Genomic DNA, 20,233 nt, shown 5'->3' on the forward strand with positions numbered 1-20,233 from the left:
GAGACTTTTCTATGGAACCGAAAGATATGATGAATGGCTCAACTAGTACGCACCAGCAGGATCGCCAGCCGGGCATTGAAGCAAAAATGGATCCACTGCCGCATCAGCCGCTGGATTACAAAGGTGTAGGAAGATTGGAAGGAAAAGCAGCTCTTATAACAGGCGGTGATTCCGGTATCGGCCGTGCGGTTGCTATCCTTTACGCAAAAGAAGGTGCGGATGTCGCAATTAGCTACCTTGATGAAACGGAAGATGCTGAAGAGACGAAACGTCTTGTGGAAGCAGAAGGTAAGCGCTGCTTGCTGCTGCCAGGAGACATCAAGGATGAGGAGCATTGTATCAGCTTAGTCGAAAAGACAGTTGAGGAATTCGGCAAGATCAATATTCTAGTGAACAACGCAGCTATTCAGTATGTGCAGGAGGATGTGCTTGAGATATCCTCAGAACAATTTGAGGAAGTATTCCGTGTTAACTTCTTCTCCCAATTCTATTTGACGAAAGCAGCTGTGCGTCATATGAAAGCTGGAGACTCTATCATCAGTACGTCTTCCATCAATGCTTACCGAGGCAACCCGATGTTCATGGACTATTCAGCGACAAAAGGTGCTATCACAGCTTGGACGCGCAGTATCGCCCAAAGCCTTATCAAGAAAGGAATTCGTGCTAACTCTGTAGCACCTGGTCCAGTATGGACACCGCTCATCCCGGCTACTATCGGGGAAGATAAAATTGAGCAGTTCGGACAAGACAGCCTGATGGGACGTCCAGGGCAGCCTTCCGAGCATGCATGGCCGTATGTAATGCTTGCATCTGATGAAGCTTCTTATATGACTGGTCAAGCAATCCACATCAATGGAGGATCTTATACATCTTCCTGACAGCTAAAAACCCTGTCCGTCGGACGGGGTTTTTTGTTTGTCTTTTAGAAGGAAAGGGAAAAGATTCCTACTACTCAATAAGCAAAATCTTTTGGGAGGAGGGATGAACATGTATATTAAATTCCACGATGAGGATCACGAAATCAAGTATCAGAATTTGCGGGCTGGTATTGGGAATGCGGAAGTATTACAGCATAAAGGCTGCCTTGCCGTCTTATATCTGATGGCAGGTGACAGCAGGCTGTACAAGCTCTTCAAACCATACTTCAAGTTTGACAGCTGTCAATTCGATTATCGCCAGATGCTTGCTGATTATGAGCTGACGGGGGATTTAGAGAAACTTGCTTCACTTGGTGTGCATCTCTTTGACGGACAAGTGGAAGTAACGCCGATGATGCTGGATGGACTGCAGGAGGATCGAGCTTGGTTCCTGGCATGGAACGCTGTAATGATGCGGAAATTCGGAACGGTAACAGGCTACGAAGTACCTTCTAACAAGTTCTATGGCGGATTCATTCATGAAGATTTCAGCGTTTAAAAGAGTCTTCACTCAAATAGGAAACAAAACAAGGAACAAGCAATTTTACATCTCTAAAATGCTTGTTCCTTTATTTTGTTTTCTTTGATGTAGTCTGGTACTTCACTATTATTTTTAAACACAAAAAAATATCCAATGAACGAATTCATTGGATACATGCTGAACAATTTTGTAACTGATTAAGATATGGGGGTTAGTTGTTGTATAACCGATTGGGAGTGAAACGAAACCCAATTACGGAAGAAATTACAGATAGGGATTAGGTCCCTTTTTTTATGCCGTATTTTATGGTGATACTTTCTCTGTTTCGTTGAATACCGTTTTTTCTTTTATCAATATTTTCTTCGGTATTTTCAAAGACCTAAAAATTATTTGCACTTTTGTCTATTTGTAATACAATTAAACAAACGGAATTGATAACGCTTACTTGAGGAGGTACGCTATGGGACAATCAACAGGAATAGCCAAAGGTATTCTAGGGTTTCCGGTGGCACCATTTACCGAAGCTGGAAAGCTTGATGAACAAGCACTATTTGAAAATATCCACTTTCTAGTAGAAGAAGGTCTGGATGCTATTTATATCGCTTGTGGATCCGGTGAATTCCAATCTTTGGATAGGAAAGAGTATGAAGCGATGCTGGATACAGCGATGGAAGCAGTTGCTGGCAAGGTTCCGATTTATACAGGAGTCGGCGGTAATCTCCGTACTGCTGTTGAACTGGCTGCGATATCAGAGGAAAAAGGAGCTGACGGATTTTTGCTGCTTCCGCCTTATCTGATTCAAGGGGAGCAGGAAGGACTTTATCAGTATGCAAAAGAAATATTCGAGAGTGCACCAGACTTGGATGCGATTATCTATCAAAGGGATAATGCGGTCTACTCTGTCGAGACGGTTAGACGGCTGGCGGCTTTTCCCCAACTGAAGGGGTTTAAGGATGGCATCGGGAATATGGATTTGAATATTTGTCTGACGCAGGAATTTAAAGGGAGACTTGATTTCCTGAACGGTATGCCGATGGCGGAGGTCACAATGCCTGCTTATGTCCTGCTCGGGATAACAACTTATTCCTCAGCTATTTCAAATTATATCCCGCATATTTCCCGAATGTATTATGAGGCGCTGCTAGCTGGCGACCAGGATACGCTGGATGCATTATATGCAGATGTCATCCTGCCAATCAACAGTATAAGGAAACAACGCAAAGGCTACGCCGTTTCCTTGATCAAAGCAGGGATGGAGATCATCGGCTTGCAGACAAGAGGGTATGTACGTCCTCCGGTTGTACCAGTAACAAAAGAGCACTATAACGAAATGGAACAGATCCTTTCGAAGGCACTGGACAAATATCCGCGCAAAGAGAAAATCTCAGAGATAAAGGAGAGCTAATACATGGCTACAAATGTAACAACGAATGTATATCGTAACTTTATCAATGGAGAATGGCAGGAATCAGAATCAGCAGAACAGATCACGGTCATTAATCCAGCAGATACCAGCAAACCTGTTGGTCAGATCCAGAGCTCTACAACCGTCGATTTGGAATCGGCAGTTGAAGCAGCGGATACAGCACGGAAGGAATGGCGAAGCTTATCCGGTGCTGCCAGAGGAGAGTTCCTTTATCGGGCTGCAGCTATCCTGGAGGAACGTGCCGAAGAGATTGCCGAAACGGCCACAAAAGAGATGGGAAAAACATTGCCGGAAGCTCGCGGTGAAACGCAGCGCGGTATTGCCATCCTGAAGTATTATGCAGCGGAGGGGATGCGGAAAACAGGTGATGTTATTCCATCGACCGATCCTGGAGCCTTCATGTATACAACGCGAGTTCCTTTAGGAGTTGTCGGTGTCATTGCTCCGTGGAACTTCCCTGTTGCAATTCCTATTTGGAAAATGGCGCCTGCGCTTATTTACGGCAACACCATCGTGTTTAAGCCGGCTTCTGAAACTGCTATTACAGCAATCAAAATAATCGAGTGCTTTGAATCGGCAGGTTTTCCAAAAGGCGTCATCAATCTGGTTACTGGTGCGGGTTCTGTCATCGGGAAAGGGTTGGCCGAGCATCCGAAGGTAAATGGTATTACCTTCACTGGCTCCAATAATGTCGGAAAAGGCATTGGTTTGACGGCGTTGGAGAGAGGAGCAAAGTATCAGCTGGAGATGGGCGGGAAAAATCCGGTCATTGTAGCTGCTGATGCAGATATCGAACAGGCAGTGGATGCAACAATCAGCGGTGCATTCCGTTCCACGGGTCAAAAGTGTACTGCTACAAGCAGAGTCATTGTAGAAGAGCCGATATATGAAGCATTCCGGGATAGACTGATTGAAAAGACGAAGGAAATCACGATTGGCAACAGCCTCGAGCAGGACGTGTGGCTTGGTCCGATAGCAAGTAAAGCGCAGCTGGATAACTGCCTTCACTATATCCAAAAAGGTATGGAAGAAGGAGCTAAGCTTATCCTGGGTGGTGAGCAGCTGACAGATGGAGATTATAGTAAAGGCTTTTACGTCCAGCCGACTATCTTTGAGGATGTAACCAATGACATGGTGATTGCTCAAGAGGAGATTTTTGGCCCTGTCATCGCTTTGATCAAGGTGGATTCGGAGGAAAAAGCAATAGATGTGGCGAATGATGTAAAATTCGGGTTAAGTGCATCTATTTTCACGAAGAACATTGGACGATTCCTGCAGTTCGTGGAAGATATGGAAGCAGGGCTTGTCCGTGTCAATGCGGAAAGTGCCGGAGTAGAGCTGCAGGCTCCATTTGGCGGAATGAAGCAATCAAGCTCCCACTCGAGAGAGCAGGGAGAAGCTGCCAAGGAGTTCTTTACGAGCATCAAGACTGTATTTGTAAAAGGATAGAGGGCTATTTCGGCCCTTTTTCCTTCTTGAATATTGACAACGCTTACAATAGAGCGGAGGAATGAAGCATATGGATAAAGTCAGAGACAACCTGCAGAATTCACAGATGAAGAAATCGAAGGTCCGTTGGTTTATCGTCATGATGTTGTTTTTAGTCACATCCGTCAACTATGCTGACCGAGCAACGATCAGTATAGCGGGAGATGCATTGCAGTCAGACCTCGGATTGAATGCTGTCAGTATGGGTTATGTGTTTTCTGCATTCGGCTGGGCCTATGTAGTCGGGCAAATACCAGGCGGGATATTGCTGGATAAATTCGGTTCCAAGCTTGTTATCGGAATGAGCATTTTGTTCTGGTCAATTTTCACTTTGCTGCAAGGAGCAATCGGCTTTTTTGCCGCAGGAACTGCCATTATCGTCTTATTTGCTCTTCGTTTCCTTGTCGGTTTTGCTGAAGCGCCGTCATTTCCGGGAAACAGCCGAGTTGTCGCAGCTTGGTTCCCGAGTAATGAACGGGGAACAGCATCAGCTATCTTCAATTCAGCTCAGTATTTCGCACTTGTCATCTTTTCACCGCTGATGGGATGGCTGACTTACAGATTCGGCTGGGAGTCTGTCTTCTATGTAATGGGAGCAATCGGAATCGCTTTGGCATTTGTATGGCTGAAAGTGATCCGTAATCCGCGTGAGCATCCGCGGGCAAACCAAGCGGAAATCGATTATATCGAAGCTGGCGGTGGAGTCGTGGATATGGATCAGAAGAAGGAAAACACTGGGGAGAAGCAATCTCAGTGGCCATTCATTAAACAGCTGTTGAAAAAGCGGATGCTGATCGGTATTTATATCGCGCAGTATTGTATCACAACACTGACCTACTTCTTCCTGACTTGGTTCCCGGTTTATTTGGTTCAAGGGCGCGGCATGTCTATTCTAGAGGCGGGGTTCATAGCTTCTCTGCCAGCTATTTGCGGTTTCCTCGGGGGAATCCTTGGCGGGATGTTCTCCGACTTCCTTCTCCGGAAAAATCTTTCTTTGACGATTGCGCGTAAGACTCCGATTATCATCGGAATGCTGCTTTCCTGCACTATGATCATTTGTAACTATGTCGATGCAGAATGGCTTGTTGTAGTTATCATGTCACTCGCTTTCTTCGGGAAAGGCTTTGGTGCTTTAGGCTGGGCAGTCGTTTCGGATACCTCTCCGAAGCAGACAGCTGGTGTCAGCGGAGGGCTTTTCAATACATTCGGAAACATTGCTTCCATCACAACGCCGATCATCATTGGATACATCGTCAATGCAACAGGTTCCTTTAATGGTGCACTAATATTCGTAGGAGCCAATGCACTTGTTGCCATCCTAAGCTATCTATTCATCGTTGGAAAAATCGAACGCGTAGAATTGGAAGCACCAACAAAATAATCGGAAGGGGATTGTAATATGAACCAAGTATCAGAGAATATAAAAGCAGAAAAATCAAGTCACGTGCCAGCTGTTACAGAGATGCAAGTGATTCCGGTGGCTGGCCGGGATAGTATGCTGCTTAATTTGAGCGGTGCACACGGCCCATATTTCACACGTAACATCGTTATTCTCAAAGATAATACTGGTGCTGTTGGTGTTGGGGAGGTACCGGGCGGAGAGAAGATCAGACAGACGCTTGAACAAGCGAAAGCCTTTGTAATTGGGGAGTCAATCGCCTCTTATCAAGCAATCCTCAATCAAGTAAGACAGCAATTCGCTCATCAAGATGCAGGAGGCCGTGGTGAACAAACTTTTGATTTACGTACAACGATCCATGCAGTGACAGCGTTGGAGGCGGCACTCCTCGACTTGCTCGGCAAGTTCCTGCAAGTTCCAGCCGCTGCGCTTTTAGGCGAAGGACAGCAGCGCAGCGAAGTGGATGTGCTTGGGTATTTGTTCTACGTCGGCGATCGCGGACAGACAGATCTTGCGTACAAGAGTGAGCCTGATGCAAAATCGGATTGGTTCCGTTTACGTAATGAAGAAGCATTGACACCAGAAGCCATCGTACGTCTGGCAGAGGCAACATATGAAAGGTATGGTTTCCGAGATTTCAAGCTAAAGGGCGGAGTACTGGCTGGTGAAGAGGAAATACAAGCAATTGAGGCATTAGCCAAACGATTCCCGGATGCCCGGATAACACTTGATCCGAATGGAGCATGGTCCCTGGATGAGGCAATTCGCCTCTGTAAAGGCAAGCATGATATCCTGGCATATGCAGAGGATCCTTGCGGGGCTGAGAACGACTATTCCTCACGCGAGATTATGGCGGAATTCCGCAGAGCTACGGGACTGCCGACTGCCACGAATATGATTGCTACTGACTGGCGTCAGATGGGGCATGCCATCCAGTCGCAGGCAGTAGACATTCCGCTTGCCGATCCGCATTTCTGGACGATGCAGGGCTCTGTAAGGGTCGCGCAGATGTGCCATGAGTGGGGACTTACCTGGGGATCGCATTCCAATAATCATTTTGACATATCTTTGGCTATGTTCACACATGTAGCGGCAGCTGCACCTGGGAATATCACAGCTATCGATACACATTGGATCTGGCAGGATGGACAGCGATTGACAAAAGAGCCATATGAAATTATCGAAGGAAAGCTAGCGGTACCCGATAAGCCTGGTCTGGGAATCGAGATTGACATGGAGCAGGTAGAAGAAGCCCATAAGCTGTATAAATCGATGGGACTTGGTGCCCGGAATGACGCTGCAGCCATGCAATATTTGATCAGGGATTGGAAATTCGATAACAAGAAGCCTTGTCTTGTTCGATGATAGATTCGGAGCCGCATCTTTATGAGCGGCTCTTTTGTATGCGTTTGTATTTTAGTGCCATTCCCAGTATCATAGGTTTATCACATATAAAGGTGTTGGACATGATGGAGAGAGACCCATTGCAAATGAACGTGGAGCACGTCAACAGAAAAACATTATCCAAACAAGTCGTGGAACGGATTTTGCATCTGCTATCGAGCGGCCAGCTGAAGCCGGGGGACAAACTGCCCACCGAAGCGGAATTTATCACGATCCTCGGCGTGAGCCGTACTGTTTTGCGCGAAGCCTTGAGTGCATTGGAGACCCTCGGCATCATTACACGCAAAACACGGGAGGGCACTTATTTCAATCTGAAGGTTGGCTCGGCACCTTTTTCGGATATGCTGAATTTAGCAAGTGATAATATCCAAGCGATCATCGAGGCAAGGATCGTATTGGAACTCGGACTGATTACTATCGCAACGGAGAAGATTACCGACGAACAGCTGGAAGAACTATATGAAACGATCGTGGAAATCGAGGAATCACAGGACAATAACTACGGACAGGCAGATAAACGATTTCATCGGATCATTGCCTTAAGTGCGAATAACCTGATTCTCGATGGTATGATTCACTCGCTTCTCTTATATCATGCAAAAATCAATAACCATATCATTGTAAGGGAAAAAGGAAAGACAGTGGCACATCACAAGCGTATATATGAAGCATTGAAGGAAAGAGATGCATACAAAGCGCATACAGCAATGTATGAGCATCTGCGCTTTGTGCAGAAGAAGATTCTCGAAGGACAGCAGGAGAAAAAAGGTGAATAGAAAGAAGCAGCGGTTCCGCAGCCGCTGCTTCTTTTATTTATTCATTATCGGATTCTTCTTCATTCAATTCAAACAGATGATCTAAGTAGGGCTCCAGCTCGAATGTATCTTCCTCGGCATATGTTGTGAAAACGTCTTTTGTTAATGAACTCATGATTTGAATCCTCCTTGTTATTGGGTTTGTAGTAATAAGATACCCAATCTAGCAAACTGCTAATCATCCAATTTTTGGTCTGGAGGCAACTTTTTCTTGCTTGAAGTTCCGTTTGACGGAGAGAACCTGCATCACGATCATCAAAAGATTCACAGCTATCAATACAAATATGGAATAAGAAAAGCTTCCGGTCATATCATTGACAGCCCCTAGAATAACAGGGCCGAATGATCCGAGGATATAGCCGACTGCCTGCACCATGGCAGACCAGGAGGCTGCTGCCTGATGGGTTGTTGTCACATCGATCGGAAGCAGCAAATTCATAGCGAACAAACCGCCGGCCCCGAGGCCGATGAAACAAGCTGCCAGCCAAGGGAGGAAGGATAAGGAGATCATCCCAAAGCCGATCAATTCGAAAAGGGCGGCCGTTACAAGCCAGAAGAGACGGCTCGGAATCTTCTTCAGCAGATAAGGTATGGCTAGGTTAGCAGGTACTTGCAGAAGCATGAATATGACGAGCAAGTTGGCTGCATAGATTTTGCTGTACCCCATATTTTCTACAATAGGGGGGAGCCAAGCAGTCAACGAATAGAAAATAAACGACATACCACCGAAGGAAAAGGTAAGCAGCCAGGCATTCCACTGGTTCCAAGGCAGTTTCTCTGCGCCGCCGAATGTTTGGATTGCCCTATCCTTCTTTTTTTGAGGTAATACGACGAGGACCCATATTATGATTGCTGCAAGTGCTAATAATGACCAGGCAGCCAAAGAGATTTGCCAGGAATCAACAATATGCTGAATAGGTGCTGCACCCCCGGAAGCCATGCCGGCACCAACAGCTAAGGCAGCAGTATAAATGCTGATCATAAACGCGCTGCTATCAGGGAAGTATTTTTTGATGAAACCGGAAAGCAGGGGGCTTGCAGCTGCAATACCGATTCCTGCCAGGAATGCAGTTGACAGAAGGAAGAAGGAAGTATGAGTGAACAGGCGAATGATTGTACCGATGCCAATGACGGCTAAGGACCAGCCGATCACATATTCAAGCGAGAAGCGATTGGCCAACTTGGCGGCAACCGGTGAGAAGATCCCCATACATAAAACGGGTATGGAAGTGAGCAGACTTGCGCTGGATGCATTCATATGTAATTCCGATTGAATGATTTCAATAAGCGGTGAAATGGAGTTGATTGCCGGCCGTAAATTCAGTGCTGCTGCGAATAAAGCGATGCCTAACCAGATATACGTTGATTTCTTCATAAGCTGTACTCCTGTCAGTATGGAATTATCTTATTGTAAACCTTGTTAGAGGGTGCTGCAATGCACCCATGTTTAAATTACAGTAAGATAGTGGAAAAAAGAATGAAAAGAGGGAACTATCATGGGATTGAATCCAAAAATACAAGCATTTTTGAAAGAAGTGAATGCTCAGCCGATACCGCTTGAAACGGTCTCACCCGAACAGTTTCGCAACCAAGCAAGAATGCAGGATGATGGACCGAAACAAGAGGTAGCTAAAGTTGAAGACCGTCAAATCGAATTAAATGATCGGGTGCTGCCGATCCGTATCTATCGTTCTGAAAATAAGGTGCAGCCAGCATTGGTCTTTTATCATGGCGGCGGCTGGGTTGTCGGCAGCATTGAATCACATGATGCAACTTGCCGTGAGATTGCCAATCTGGCAGATTGTACAGTGATCTCGGTAGATTACCGGCTGGCACCGGAACATAAATTCCCGGCAGCCGTGGAAGATGCGTATGATTCCTACCAATGGATAACCGCCAATGCAGAAGGGTTAGGAATCGAACACAACAAAATAGCTGTCGGAGGGGATAGTGCAGGTGGAAATCTGGCAACAGTTGTATGTCTGCTGGCAGAGGAAAGAAGCGGACAAAAACCTGTATTCCAATTGCTTCTATACCCATCGACGGGATATATCGGAGAAGAGCCGGCTTCGTTACGTGAAAATGCGGAAGGCTTTTTATTGACCAAACGTTTAATGCATTGGTTCCGCAGTCATTATTACCGGACGGAAGCAGACCGTTTTAATCCATATGCATCGCCTGTTCACTCTGAGCTGCTCCATACATTGCCGCCTGCAGCTATTTTGACAGCTCAATATGATCCATTGCGGGATGAAGCACTGGCTTATGCTGAACAGCTAAAGCAGGAGGGTGTCGATGTTTTCGTGAAGAATTATGAAGGGCTGATCCATGGGTTTGCTGGTTTTACAGCTCAAGTAGAGGAAGCGCATCAAGCTGTCGCAGAAGGAGCTTCTCAGCTGAGACAAGCTCTGTATAAATGATCGAGTGCCGTTACCCTTCCTAGGAGAAGTCCTAAAAATCATACAAGCATTGTAATGGAAAAACCGTACTTAAATCTTCACAAAGAAGATTTAAGTACGGCGTTTGATTTAGGTAAACACTTATGTCCAAAGTCCCTGTATCTCTTACAATAACCAAATTCCGATGATGGTAGAAAGTAAAAGTCCGGTAACGACTGGGATAAAACATTGCCGCACTAATTCCATCACCGGCACCCGTGCAAATCCAGCGATCGCTACAATAGAAGACCAGGCGATCAGCGTGCCGCCACCAACCCAAACCGCTCCCATTTGTCCAATTGCAGCAAGCGTAGAGGCATCCATACCGACAGCAGGTGCTAGGGCGCCTGAAAGGGCCCCGACGAGAGGGAGCCCGGAAAAGCCTGACCCGTCCAGTCCAGTTACCATGCCGACTATCAGTAAACCAAATCCGGCGAAAATAGGATTTTCTGGAATATAGTGCTGACCAGCTTCTACTAAATCAAAGAGAAAGGAAGGAGCCTGCGCCGCATCTTCCAGACCGAATATCCTGGCAGATATTTCCCCGCTTCCTAAAAAGAAAAATCCTGCAATCGGAATAACCGGCCCCATTGCCCGGAAAGCAAAGGTGAAGCCGTCTACCAAGTGGTCACTCACATTATGCAAGGATTGTTTCCAATTGTAAGCGGCTGCTGCTGCAATCATTAGAAGGATAGCAGCACCTCCAATTAAAGCAGCACCTGCCCCGCCCTCAAGAGAAGCTGTATTGCTGAAGGCCGTATAGGCCATGTAGATAACAACAACAAGAAAGGCAGCAGGCACCAGAATTGCAAACAAGACACTGAACCTCGGGTTATTACCTGAATGAGCTTCACTGGACGCATCGTTCCCATTCCATCTTTCCAGATGCACAATGGAAGGGGCAGAGATTTTTTTTCGGATACGGAAGTATGCCAGCAGCAAGGCTGTGATACCGGTGATAAGCGATAATATAAGCGCTTTGTCCGCCACCGCAGCTGTCTCTACACCAGCGGCTGTTGCACTCAGCATTGGTGCGATTTTAATAATATAGTCAGCAGAAAGGGCCATACCTTGGCCGGAAATCGCCATTGCCACACCAGTAGCTAGTGGCGGCAGGCCGGCTTTGATTGCAACAGGGAGCAGAATTGCACCTACGAGCGGTACGGCAGGTGTAGGCCAAAAGAATAGGGAAATACAGTACGTAATGAATGCCAATACCCAAAAGGAAGTATGGCCGTTAGTCATAATATAGCCAAAAGGACGGATCATCCGTTCGTCAGCCCGTAATGCTTTTAAAGACTGCAGCAAAGCAGTCATAACGGTAATGATTAAGAAGATATTAAATAGTTCCGAGGCAGCTGTGAGACTTGCGCTGAAGGTTGCCTGCAGTCCCTCCACAAGCGTCCCCGTGTACGTCCAACCTACTAAGAAGGTCATCAATAATGCTGGAACCAGCACATTCTGCCGAACTAGCATCGTTAAAATAATCAAAAGTGTTCCTGCCAGATACATCCAATGGGCCATTGTCAGGTCCGTCAAGCGGGTTCCTCCTTCATCTCATCATGTGCCATAGCCTATGTAAGGCAGGAGGTACCGGTGACTATTGCTTCATTGGAGCGTGTAAATGAATGAGAGGATTCCCTATGGGTGCAATGTACGAGAGCTAAACGAAGTAAAGAGAAGAGGAAAATGAATTCGGTCAGCTTTCCTATGTGGAACGTCAAGTAGATTACCACCAGAACAGCTACTATTTCAATTATTGCAAAAGGAAGAGATTGAAATAGACCCTCATCACCATTTTCTTTTTTAACGTTTTTTGTAATAGGGATTGGTTTTATACGCTCTTTTATGCATCATAAAATAAATTATGATGACTATACCAACTTTTACATGGTATAGTCAGGTGAAAAACGATAAGAGGAAAATCATGAAAAAGACCATATTGATTGTAATCGTTATTCTGATGCTCATTCCTATTGCTATTTGGGGTTACATTTCATATAGAAAACACAGTGCCGAAGAAGCTGTTCATGAATATTTGCTTAATAAGAGTACTGAGGAAACTGATATTATTAGTATGGAACCTTTCATTGCGAATTTGAGAGGTAACGCGAATTATATGGTTGCTGTTAGGTTGAAAGATGATAGTAAAGTCTACTATTACTACAAAGACGGTGACGATGTAATATTTGAATCCTCAACTATTAGTCAACTGAATTAAACAGGCTGGGCTAATTTAAGCCTTGCCTTCTTTTGTTGTTAGTTAGTAATATATCCATAAAAAAATATTTTGAAAGCGTTGACAATAATCCGCTTACATGATAAATTGAGTGTGTAATACAAACAACCGAATACAACTATCCTTTAGGATTGTTACTGATAAGCAGGCAAAACCTAAATTATATTCCGAAGACAGAGGAAACTTTGTGCACGGGGTGTAGTTTGGGTTTTTTTGTGTACCAAACCTTAAGCTTATCAAAGAAAAAAGGATAAAGGCGGCATCCTTTATCCTCACTATAATATCCCCGAATGGAGGGTCTATCATGAATCATCGTAAAACAGCAGAAGAAATTTTGCAATTGGTAGGCGGAGAATCGAACGTACAAAATGTCATCCATTGTATGACACGCCTTCGCTTCAACTTGTACGATAACAGTAAAGCAGATCGTCAAGGATTGGAGCAGGTAGATGGTGTTCTTGGTTCCAATATCAGCGGCAGTCAGTTTCAGCTGATTATCGGCAATGAAGTACCTAAGGTTTATAAGGAAATTATAGCAAATAGCAATCTAAGTGAATCAAAGAGTACAGAGGGCGAAGAATCGAAACAAAAGAAAAATGTAATCAGCTCTATCTTCGACGTTATTTCCGGTGTATTCACACCGATTCTGCCAGCTATCGCTGGTGCCGGTATGATCAAGGGTATTGCGGCGCTGCTAGTGACATTCGGCTGGCTGCAAGAAGCCTCCCAGACGTATCAAATCCTGACTGTAATCGGAGACGGTGCATTCTACTTCCTGCCGATACTTCTGGCAATCAGTGCAGCACGTAAATTCGGGTCCAATCCGTATGTGGCAGCTGCGATAGGAGCAGCCATCCTGCATCCGACGCTGACTGCTTTGTTCGCAGAAGGAGGATCCATCTCCTTTGTAGGATTGCCAGTAACAGTCGCAACCTATTCATCTACGGTTATACCAATCTTGCTGGCTATCTGGATTGCGTCTTATGTGGAGAAATGGATAGACCGTGTAACACATGCTTCCTTAAAGCTGATCGTTGTCCCGACAGTAACTTTGTTAGTTGTAGTTCCAGTTACCTTGATTACAGTAGGGCCACTTGGAGCTATAGCCGGTAACTACTTGTCTGCGGGAACAAACTTCTTATTCCAGAATGCTGGAATAATCGCTATGATCCTGCTTGCAGGAACGTTCTCGCTTATCATCATTACTGGTATGCATTACGCACTTGTACCAATTATGCTGAATAATATTGCAGTAAATGGCTTTGATTACATGATCCCAGCCATGTTCCTTGCCAACTTTGGACAAGCTGGTGCTGCATTCGCGGTTGCAATGCGATCTAAAAACAAAAAATTCAAGTCGTTGTCCTTCACAACTGCTTTAACAGCAACTATGGGCGTTACAGAGCCTGCTATGTACGGGGTTAATATGCGATTGAAGAAACCATTCGTTGCAGCCTTGATCGGTGCTGCAGCCGGTGGATTACTATATGCGCTTACGGATGTAAAAGCCTATATCGTTGCCGGTATGGCAGGACTTCCAGGTCTTCCTACTTTCGTAGGACCAGAGTTCATCTTTGCCATTCTTGGTCTCGTCCTGGCATTCGTTGCAGCAGCTATCATGACATGGATCATGGGCTTTGAAGATGTTGCAGCACCTGCTGAGGAAACAACAACGACAGAAGAAAAAGCAGTAGATACAGCAGAAGAAACAGATTCTGAGAGAGCATCTGAAGTCATCGCTAGTCCGCTGGCAGGAGAGGTTCGCTCGCTTGCAGAAGTAAGTGATCCGACATTTGCGCAGGAAATCATGGGTAAAGGTACAGCAATCTTTCCGACAGTAGGTGAAGTAGTATCTCCTGTAGATGGTGAAGTAGTTACGTTATTCGCAACAAAACATGCTATTGGCTTAAGAAGTACAAATGGCTCTGAAGTTTTGATTCATGTCGGTATTGATACGGTGAAATTGAATGGGGAGCATTTCACAGCTCATATCGCCTCAGGTGATAAAGTCCAAAAAGGACAAAAGCTTGTATCCTTTGATATAGAAGCCATTCAAGCTGCAGGATATGACGTAATAACACCTATTATCATCACAAATACAGCTGAATATGAAGATATCACAGCACTTGCAGAAGGAACTATTACCAGCGGGGAAGCAATACTGGATTTGGCAGTTCCTGCAACGACATCAAAAGAAGCATCCTAAATCATAAAAGGAGAGATAGACTATGACAAATCAAACAGTATTTCCACAAGGATTCCTATGGAGCGGCGCAACGGCAGCTAACCAAATGGAAGGAGGCTTCCATGAAGGCAATAAGGGCTTGAATATCGCAGATGTACTTCCAGGCGGGAAAGAGCGTCTGCGCATCTTGGCAGAGCCAGGATTTGATTTTGAAATCGATACGGATAAATACTCGTATCCGAACCACGAAGCAATCGACTTTTATCATCGTTATAAAGAAGATATCGCACTATTTGCGGAAATGGGCTTCAAAGTATTCCGTATGTCCATTGCTTGGACTCGTATTTTCCCAAAAGGCGATGAGCTGGAGCCGAATGAGGAAGGGCTTGCTTTCTATGATCGTGTGTTCGACGAGCTGCTTAAGCACGGTATTGAACCGGTTGTTACTATCTCTCATTATGAAATGCCAGTTAACCTAGTGAAAGAATATGGCGGCTGGAAGAGCCGTGAGGTCATCACTTTCTTCGAGCGTTATGCAAAAGCTGTTCTGGATCGTTACAAAGATAAAGTGAAATATTGGATGACATTCAATGAAATCAATAGCGGACTTATCATGCCGATCATGAGCCTGGGTTTCTCCATCCAGCCAGGTGAGCATAAGTATCAATCAGTAGTCCAAGGTCTGCATCATCAATTTATTGCCAGTGCAAAAGCTGTCCAATACTGTCACGAAGTAAACCCAGAGGCACAGATTGGCTGCATGATTATTTATGCACCGGTATACGCATATGACAGTAAGCCGGAAAATATCTTCTATGCAGATCAGGAAGCTCGCTTGTTCAATAACTATTGCGGAGATGTGATGGTTCGCGGTGCATATCCAGCATTCGCTAAACGTTTCTTCAAGGAACAAGGTGTGGAGCTCCAGATTGAAGAAGGTGACTTGGAAACTATCGAAGCAGGAACAGTCGATTACATTGGTTTCAGCTACTACATGTCCCGCACAGAGAAAGCAGAAAAGAGCGATGAAGAGAAGGCACAGGGCAATATCATGTCTGGTGTGAAAAACCCGTTCTTAAAAGCAAGCGACTGGGGCTGGGAAATCGATCCATTGGGTCTGCGTATTGCATTGAATGATATGTATGATCGCTATCAAGTGCCATTGTTCATCGTGGAAAACGGACTTGGTGCGTATGATAAAGTCGAAGAAGATGGCAGCATCAACGATGATTATCGCATCGAATACCTTCGTGATCATATCAAAGCAATGGGTGAAGCCGTTGAAGATGGCGTGGATTTGATGGGTTATACAAGCTGGGGCTGTATTGACTTGGTAAGTGCCTCTACAGGGGAGTACTCTAAGCGTTATGGTTTCATCTACGTGGATAAACATGATGATGGGAGCGGTACATTGGAACGGAGCCGGAAGAAATCGTTCCATTGGTATAAAAACGTGATTGAAACAAATGGTGCACAACTGTAAGCAGATGAAACCTTATCCAGATGAACTGGATAAGGTTTTTTTCATTGAAAAAAGCATGCGCCGTGACGCATGCTTTTGCTTATTCCATCTTGAATTTCAGGAATAATTCATTATACTTAGCCAGGTTTTCTTTGCCGAGGTTCTCATATACTTCGAGACGATCTGTCAGTTCCGTCGGCGGGTAGAAGCGTTCATCATTGACCATTTCCTCCGGCATATATTGCAATGCTTCTTTGTTCGGAGTGGAGTAGCTTACATACTCGGTATTTTGTGCAGCGATCTTTGGATCGAGCATGAAGTTGATGAACTCATGTGCAGCGTCGATATTCTTGGCCGTCTTCGGAATGACCATGTTATCGAACCATAGATTGGAGCCTTCTTCTGGAACGACATAGTCGAGATCCTCATTTTCAGCCATGATCTCAGATGCATCGCCAGACCACGTTATTCCGATGGAAACCTCCCCGGATGCCATCAGCAGCTTGTTTTCATCCCCAAGCAATGCTCTGACATTCGGTTTCAGACTGACCAGCTTGTCATAAGCTTCTTGTAAATGTTCTGGGTCTGTATCATTGAGGGAGTAATGAAGGCTGTTAAGTCCCATTCCCATAATTTCACGCGCACCATCAATCAGTACGATTTTATTTTTTAAGGCCGGATCCCATAGATCTTCCCAGCTGTTAAAATCGATACCCTCAATCTGCTTGGTATTGTACACAATACCAACAGTTCCCCAGAAATATGGTACAGAATATTCGTTTCCAGGATCAAACGCCAGATCCATGAATCGGGGATCGATATTTTTCAGGTTCGGTATCTTGCTGTGATCGATCGGCAGCAGCAAATCCTCTTCCTTCATTTTTTCAATTGTATACTCGGAAGGTACAGCGACATCATAGCTTGTTCCGCCCTGCTGTATCTTTGTCATCATTGCTTCATTCGAATCGAATGTTTCATAGACGACAGTAATACCTGTTTCTTTTTCAAAAGCGTCAATTACTTCTGGATCTATATAGTCGCCCCAGTTATAAACGGTAAGCGTATTGCCGCCAGAGTAGCCTTGTGATGCATTCAAGCGAGAAATCGTAACAAGCAGAATAGCGCTCACAGCAATGATCACAACGGCTAAACGTATCAGCTGCTTCATTTGAGCACCTCCAGATCAGGTGATCTCTTGCCGCGTCGGGTAATGAAATAATAAATGACGACTATCAGCATTGTAACAAGGAAAATGATTGCTGAAAGTGCATTGATGGACAAGGAAATACCCTGTCTTGCCAGGGAATAAATCTCGACAGACAATGTGGTGAAGCCATTTCCTGTTACAAAGAACGTAACAGCAAAGTCATCGAGCGAGTAGGTAAGTGCCATGAAAAAGCCAGCGAATATACCTGGAGTGATATAAGGAATCACAACTTTAGTGATGACTTCCCAGCGTGATGCCCCCAAATCTCTTGCTGCATCAAGCAGGGAAGGACTCATTTCGGACAGCTTAGGCAGCACCATTAAAACGACAATCGGGATACTGAAAGCGATATGTGACAGCAGCACCGAATAAAAGCCAAGCTGAATACCCGCGATTGTAAACAGGATGAGGAAGGAGGCACCGATGATGACATCCGGGCTCACAATCAAAATATTGTTCAGTGACAACAAGGTATTCTTCGTTCGGCTGGAACGTATTTTATAAATCATCATCGCACCAAGCACACCGATGATTGTTGAAATCAAAGCGGAGAGGAGGGCAATGACGATGGTATTCAAAACAATGATCAACAGTCGAGTGTCTTGAAACAGCTCTTTGTACCAATCAAACGTAAAGCTCTCGAAATCATACATGTTGCCGCCGCTGTTGAACGAATAAAAGATCAGGTAAAAGATGGGCAAATACAATAGTGCAAACATGATGATCAGAAAAATTCGTGATAGGGGAGAAATTCTTTTATCCACGTGCTCTCCTCCTTTTCGTTCCGGTTGCAAACATGATGATGAACATGAATATGATCAGGAAGACAGCAATTGTCGATCCCATACCCCAATTCTGTGTAACTAGGAATTGCTGTTCAATCGCAGTACCGAGTGTAATCACCTGGCTGCCGGCGATAAGCCGAGTCAGCATGAACAATGACAGAGCTGGAATAAACGTAATCTGACAGCCTGCTTTCACACCATCAAGCGTTAAAGGAAAAACAATTCGGCGGAATGTCGTCCAGCGTGATGCCCCCAAATCATTCGCTGCATCTAAATAAGTAGGGTTCAGCTTATCCAAGGCATTGAAGATTGGGAGAATCATGAATGGAATGAAAATATAGACGGAAACGAATACAAAGCTGAAATCTGTAAACAGAAGCTGTTTTGAACCAATTCCGATCGTTTCCAGGAATTTATTGGCCATGCCGTATGTGCCAAAAATACCTAGGAATGCATATGCTTTCAATAATAGATTGATCCAGCTTGGGACAATGATCAATAAAAGCCATAATTGTTTATGCTTCAGCTTTGTAAGCAAATAAGCTGTCGGGTAAGCAAAGAGCAATGTGATAAGCGTAATTAAAAATGCATACCAGAAGGAGCTTAATGTCATCTCCAGATAAATAGGCGTAAAGAAGTTCCGATAGTTAGTCAGGGAGAAATTCCCGTTCAAATCCTGAAAGGAATAATACAGGACCAATAGAATCGGAGCGATAACGAAGAAAGCAATCCAGATGACATAAGGAATCGTATACAGGTTGCGAGTCGTCTTATTCTCCATCGTCGTACGCCTCAAGTCGTTTATCGAACTCTTCCTCCGTCTCATTCAGACGCATCACGTGAATGGCTTCCGGATCGAATGCAAGTCCGATTTCCTCTCCGACAACAGCTTTCTTCGTAGAATGAACCAGCCATTCGTTACCAGCATCATCGTAGCTGGATATTTCGTAATGAACTCCGCGGAATAGCTGGGAATCCACTTTTACGCGCAGGTTACCAGCCTCTGCGCTTGTTATATGCAAATCCTCGGGACGGATGACAATTTCAACAGGTTCATTCGGCTGCAAACCCTGGTCGACACAGGTGAAACGTTTGCCGGTGAACTCTACTTCATAATCCCGAATCATCCGGCCATCCACAATGTTGGATTCTCCGATAAAGTCAGCCACAAAACGGTTGATCGGCTCATCGTATATATCTGTTGGTGTGCCGCTTTGTTCGATTTTGCCATTGTTAAGGACAAATATCTCATCTGAGAGTGCCAGTGCCTCTTCCTGATCATGCGTTACAAAGATGAACGTGATACCTAGACGCTGCTGCATCTCACGCAATTCGTACTGCATTTCTGTACGTAATTTCAGGTCTAGCGCTGATAATGGCTCGTCCAGTAAAATTACTTCCGGTTCGTTCACAACGGCTCGTGCAATCGCAACACGCTGACGCTGCCCGCCGGACATTTCACTGATTTCCCGTTTTTCATAACCTGCCAGATTGACGAAGCGCAAAGCTTCTTTCACCTTTTCATCGATCTGCTTTTGAGGCATCTTTTTGATGCGCAGACCAAAGGCGACGTTTTCATATACATTTAGATGAGGGAATAGAGCATAATCCTGAAATACTGTGTTCACAGATCTTTTATTGGCCGGAATCTTATTCAGAGGTTTCCCATCGAATAGCATCTCACCGGAAGTCATTTCTGTGAACCCTGCAATCAGACGTAAAATCGTCGTTTTTCCGCACCCGGAAGGACCTAAAAGGGTATAGAATTTACCACGCTCGATTTCGAAGCTGACATTGTCCAAAACGGTGGTATCTTTATCGTACTGTTTCATTACATTGTTGAATTGAATGATCGGTTTGTTTGTCATTGTCATCTCCCTTGTTTCTTTTCCGTATTTTAATTCAAAAAAACTTGACGTACCATTATACGACATAAAAAGGCACGATGAATAGATTTTTTTCTGATGGAACATTTTCCTGTATGATA

General features: G+C 44.9%; 17 protein-coding genes. 11 read left to right on the top strand and 6 right to left on the bottom strand.

Going from position 1 to position 20,233, the window contains the following annotated elements; translation table 11 throughout:
* Nucleotides 1-11: 11 nt before the first annotated feature.
* From ACH6C1_RS02065 to ACH6C1_RS02095, 7 genes are all read left to right on the top strand, one after another.
* Complete coding sequence (locus ACH6C1_RS02065; protein ID WP_095221403.1) at nucleotides 12-878, top strand: SDR family oxidoreductase; 867 nt, start codon at nucleotides 12-14, stop codon at nucleotides 876-878.
* Between the two features lie 109 nt (nucleotides 879-987).
* Nucleotides 988-1,416, top strand: coding sequence for a hypothetical protein (locus ACH6C1_RS02070; protein WP_374074193.1), 429 nt, complete (start codon nucleotides 988-990; stop codon nucleotides 1,414-1,416).
* 442 nt (nucleotides 1,417-1,858) lie between these two features.
* On the top strand, nucleotides 1,859-2,803 hold the full coding sequence (gene kdgD / locus ACH6C1_RS02075; RefSeq protein ID WP_374074195.1) for a 5-dehydro-4-deoxyglucarate dehydratase: 945 nt from the start codon (nucleotides 1,859-1,861) through the stop codon (nucleotides 2,801-2,803).
* Nucleotides 2,804-2,806: 3 nt separating this feature from the next.
* Nucleotides 2,807-4,273 carry an alpha-ketoglutaric semialdehyde dehydrogenase GucD gene (gene gucD / locus ACH6C1_RS02080; RefSeq protein ID WP_374074198.1) on the top strand — a complete coding sequence of 489 codons (1,467 nt, stop codon included), beginning with the start codon at nucleotides 2,807-2,809 and terminating at the stop codon, nucleotides 4,271-4,273.
* 106 nt (nucleotides 4,274-4,379) lie between these two features.
* On the top strand, nucleotides 4,380-5,693 hold the full coding sequence (locus ACH6C1_RS02085) for an MFS transporter (RefSeq protein WP_176465632.1): 1,314 nt from the start codon (nucleotides 4,380-4,382) through the stop codon (nucleotides 5,691-5,693).
* 18 nt (nucleotides 5,694-5,711) lie between these two features.
* On the top strand, nucleotides 5,712-7,076 hold the full coding sequence (gene gudD, locus ACH6C1_RS02090) for a glucarate dehydratase (RefSeq protein WP_374074200.1): 1,365 nt from the start codon (nucleotides 5,712-5,714) through the stop codon (nucleotides 7,074-7,076).
* Between the two features lie 104 nt (nucleotides 7,077-7,180).
* Complete coding sequence (locus ACH6C1_RS02095) at nucleotides 7,181-7,891, top strand: FadR/GntR family transcriptional regulator (protein WP_286160667.1); 711 nt, start codon at nucleotides 7,181-7,183, stop codon at nucleotides 7,889-7,891.
* Between the two features lie 217 nt (nucleotides 7,892-8,108).
* On the opposite strand, the gene ACH6C1_RS02100 is transcribed toward ACH6C1_RS02095, so the two are convergent.
* The gene (locus ACH6C1_RS02100) at nucleotides 8,109-9,305 is read right to left on the bottom strand and encodes an MFS transporter (RefSeq protein ID WP_374074202.1); all 1,197 of its coding nucleotides are present in this window, start codon (nucleotides 9,303-9,305) and stop codon (nucleotides 8,109-8,111) included.
* A gap of 121 nt (nucleotides 9,306-9,426) precedes the next feature.
* On the opposite strand from ACH6C1_RS02100, the gene ACH6C1_RS02105 reads away from it, so the two are divergent.
* Nucleotides 9,427-10,350, top strand: coding sequence for an alpha/beta hydrolase (locus ACH6C1_RS02105; RefSeq protein ID WP_374074204.1), 924 nt, complete (start codon nucleotides 9,427-9,429; stop codon nucleotides 10,348-10,350).
* 144 nt (nucleotides 10,351-10,494) lie between these two features.
* Here the strand turns inward: ACH6C1_RS02105 and ACH6C1_RS02110 are convergent, their stop codons facing one another.
* The gene (locus ACH6C1_RS02110) at nucleotides 10,495-11,907 is read right to left on the bottom strand and encodes a hypothetical protein (protein WP_374074207.1); all 1,413 of its coding nucleotides are present in this window, start codon (nucleotides 11,905-11,907) and stop codon (nucleotides 10,495-10,497) included.
* Between the two features lie 388 nt (nucleotides 11,908-12,295).
* Between ACH6C1_RS02110 and ACH6C1_RS02115 the strand changes: the two genes are divergently transcribed.
* From ACH6C1_RS02115 to ACH6C1_RS02125, 3 genes are all read left to right on the top strand, one after another.
* Nucleotides 12,296-12,589, top strand: coding sequence for a DUF3139 domain-containing protein (locus ACH6C1_RS02115; protein WP_374074209.1), 294 nt, complete (start codon nucleotides 12,296-12,298; stop codon nucleotides 12,587-12,589).
* A gap of 322 nt (nucleotides 12,590-12,911) precedes the next feature.
* Nucleotides 12,912-14,813, top strand: a complete 1,902-nt coding sequence (locus ACH6C1_RS02120) for a beta-glucoside-specific PTS transporter subunit IIABC (protein ID WP_374074211.1) — start codon at nucleotides 12,912-12,914, stop codon at nucleotides 14,811-14,813.
* 22 nt (nucleotides 14,814-14,835) lie between these two features.
* On the top strand, nucleotides 14,836-16,275 hold the full coding sequence (locus ACH6C1_RS02125) for a glycoside hydrolase family 1 protein (RefSeq protein ID WP_374074213.1): 1,440 nt from the start codon (nucleotides 14,836-14,838) through the stop codon (nucleotides 16,273-16,275).
* A 79-nt stretch (nucleotides 16,276-16,354) separates the two neighbouring features.
* On the opposite strand, the gene ACH6C1_RS02130 is transcribed toward ACH6C1_RS02125, so the two are convergent.
* From ACH6C1_RS02130 to ACH6C1_RS02145, 4 genes are read right to left on the bottom strand one after another with little or no spacing between them, the layout of a single operon-like run.
* Nucleotides 16,355-17,422: an ABC transporter substrate-binding protein gene (locus ACH6C1_RS02130; protein ID WP_095221381.1), complete on the bottom strand. Its 1,068-nt coding sequence runs from the start codon at nucleotides 17,420-17,422 to the stop codon at nucleotides 16,355-16,357.
* Nucleotides 17,419-18,225 carry an ABC transporter permease gene (locus ACH6C1_RS02135; RefSeq protein ID WP_374074216.1) on the bottom strand — a complete coding sequence of 269 codons (807 nt, stop codon included), beginning with the start codon at nucleotides 18,223-18,225 and terminating at the stop codon, nucleotides 17,419-17,421. Before ACH6C1_RS02135 ends, ACH6C1_RS02130 begins: the two co-directional genes overlap by 4 nt.
* A complete protein-coding gene (locus tag ACH6C1_RS02140; RefSeq protein ID WP_374074218.1) occupies nucleotides 18,218-19,027 on the bottom strand; it encodes an ABC transporter permease in 810 nt (269 codons plus the stop codon). The genes ACH6C1_RS02135 and ACH6C1_RS02140 overlap by 8 nt, the downstream gene beginning before the upstream one ends.
* The gene (locus ACH6C1_RS02145; RefSeq protein ID WP_374074220.1) at nucleotides 19,017-20,114 is read right to left on the bottom strand and encodes an ABC transporter ATP-binding protein; all 1,098 of its coding nucleotides are present in this window, start codon (nucleotides 20,112-20,114) and stop codon (nucleotides 19,017-19,019) included. Before ACH6C1_RS02145 ends, ACH6C1_RS02140 begins: the two co-directional genes overlap by 11 nt.
* Nucleotides 20,115-20,233: the final 119 nt, after the last annotated feature.

Origin of the sequence: Terribacillus sp. JSM ZJ617, assembly GCF_044383785.1 — a bacterium.
In the GTDB taxonomy this organism is placed as follows: Bacteria; Bacillota; Bacilli; order Bacillales; family Amphibacillaceae; genus Terribacillus.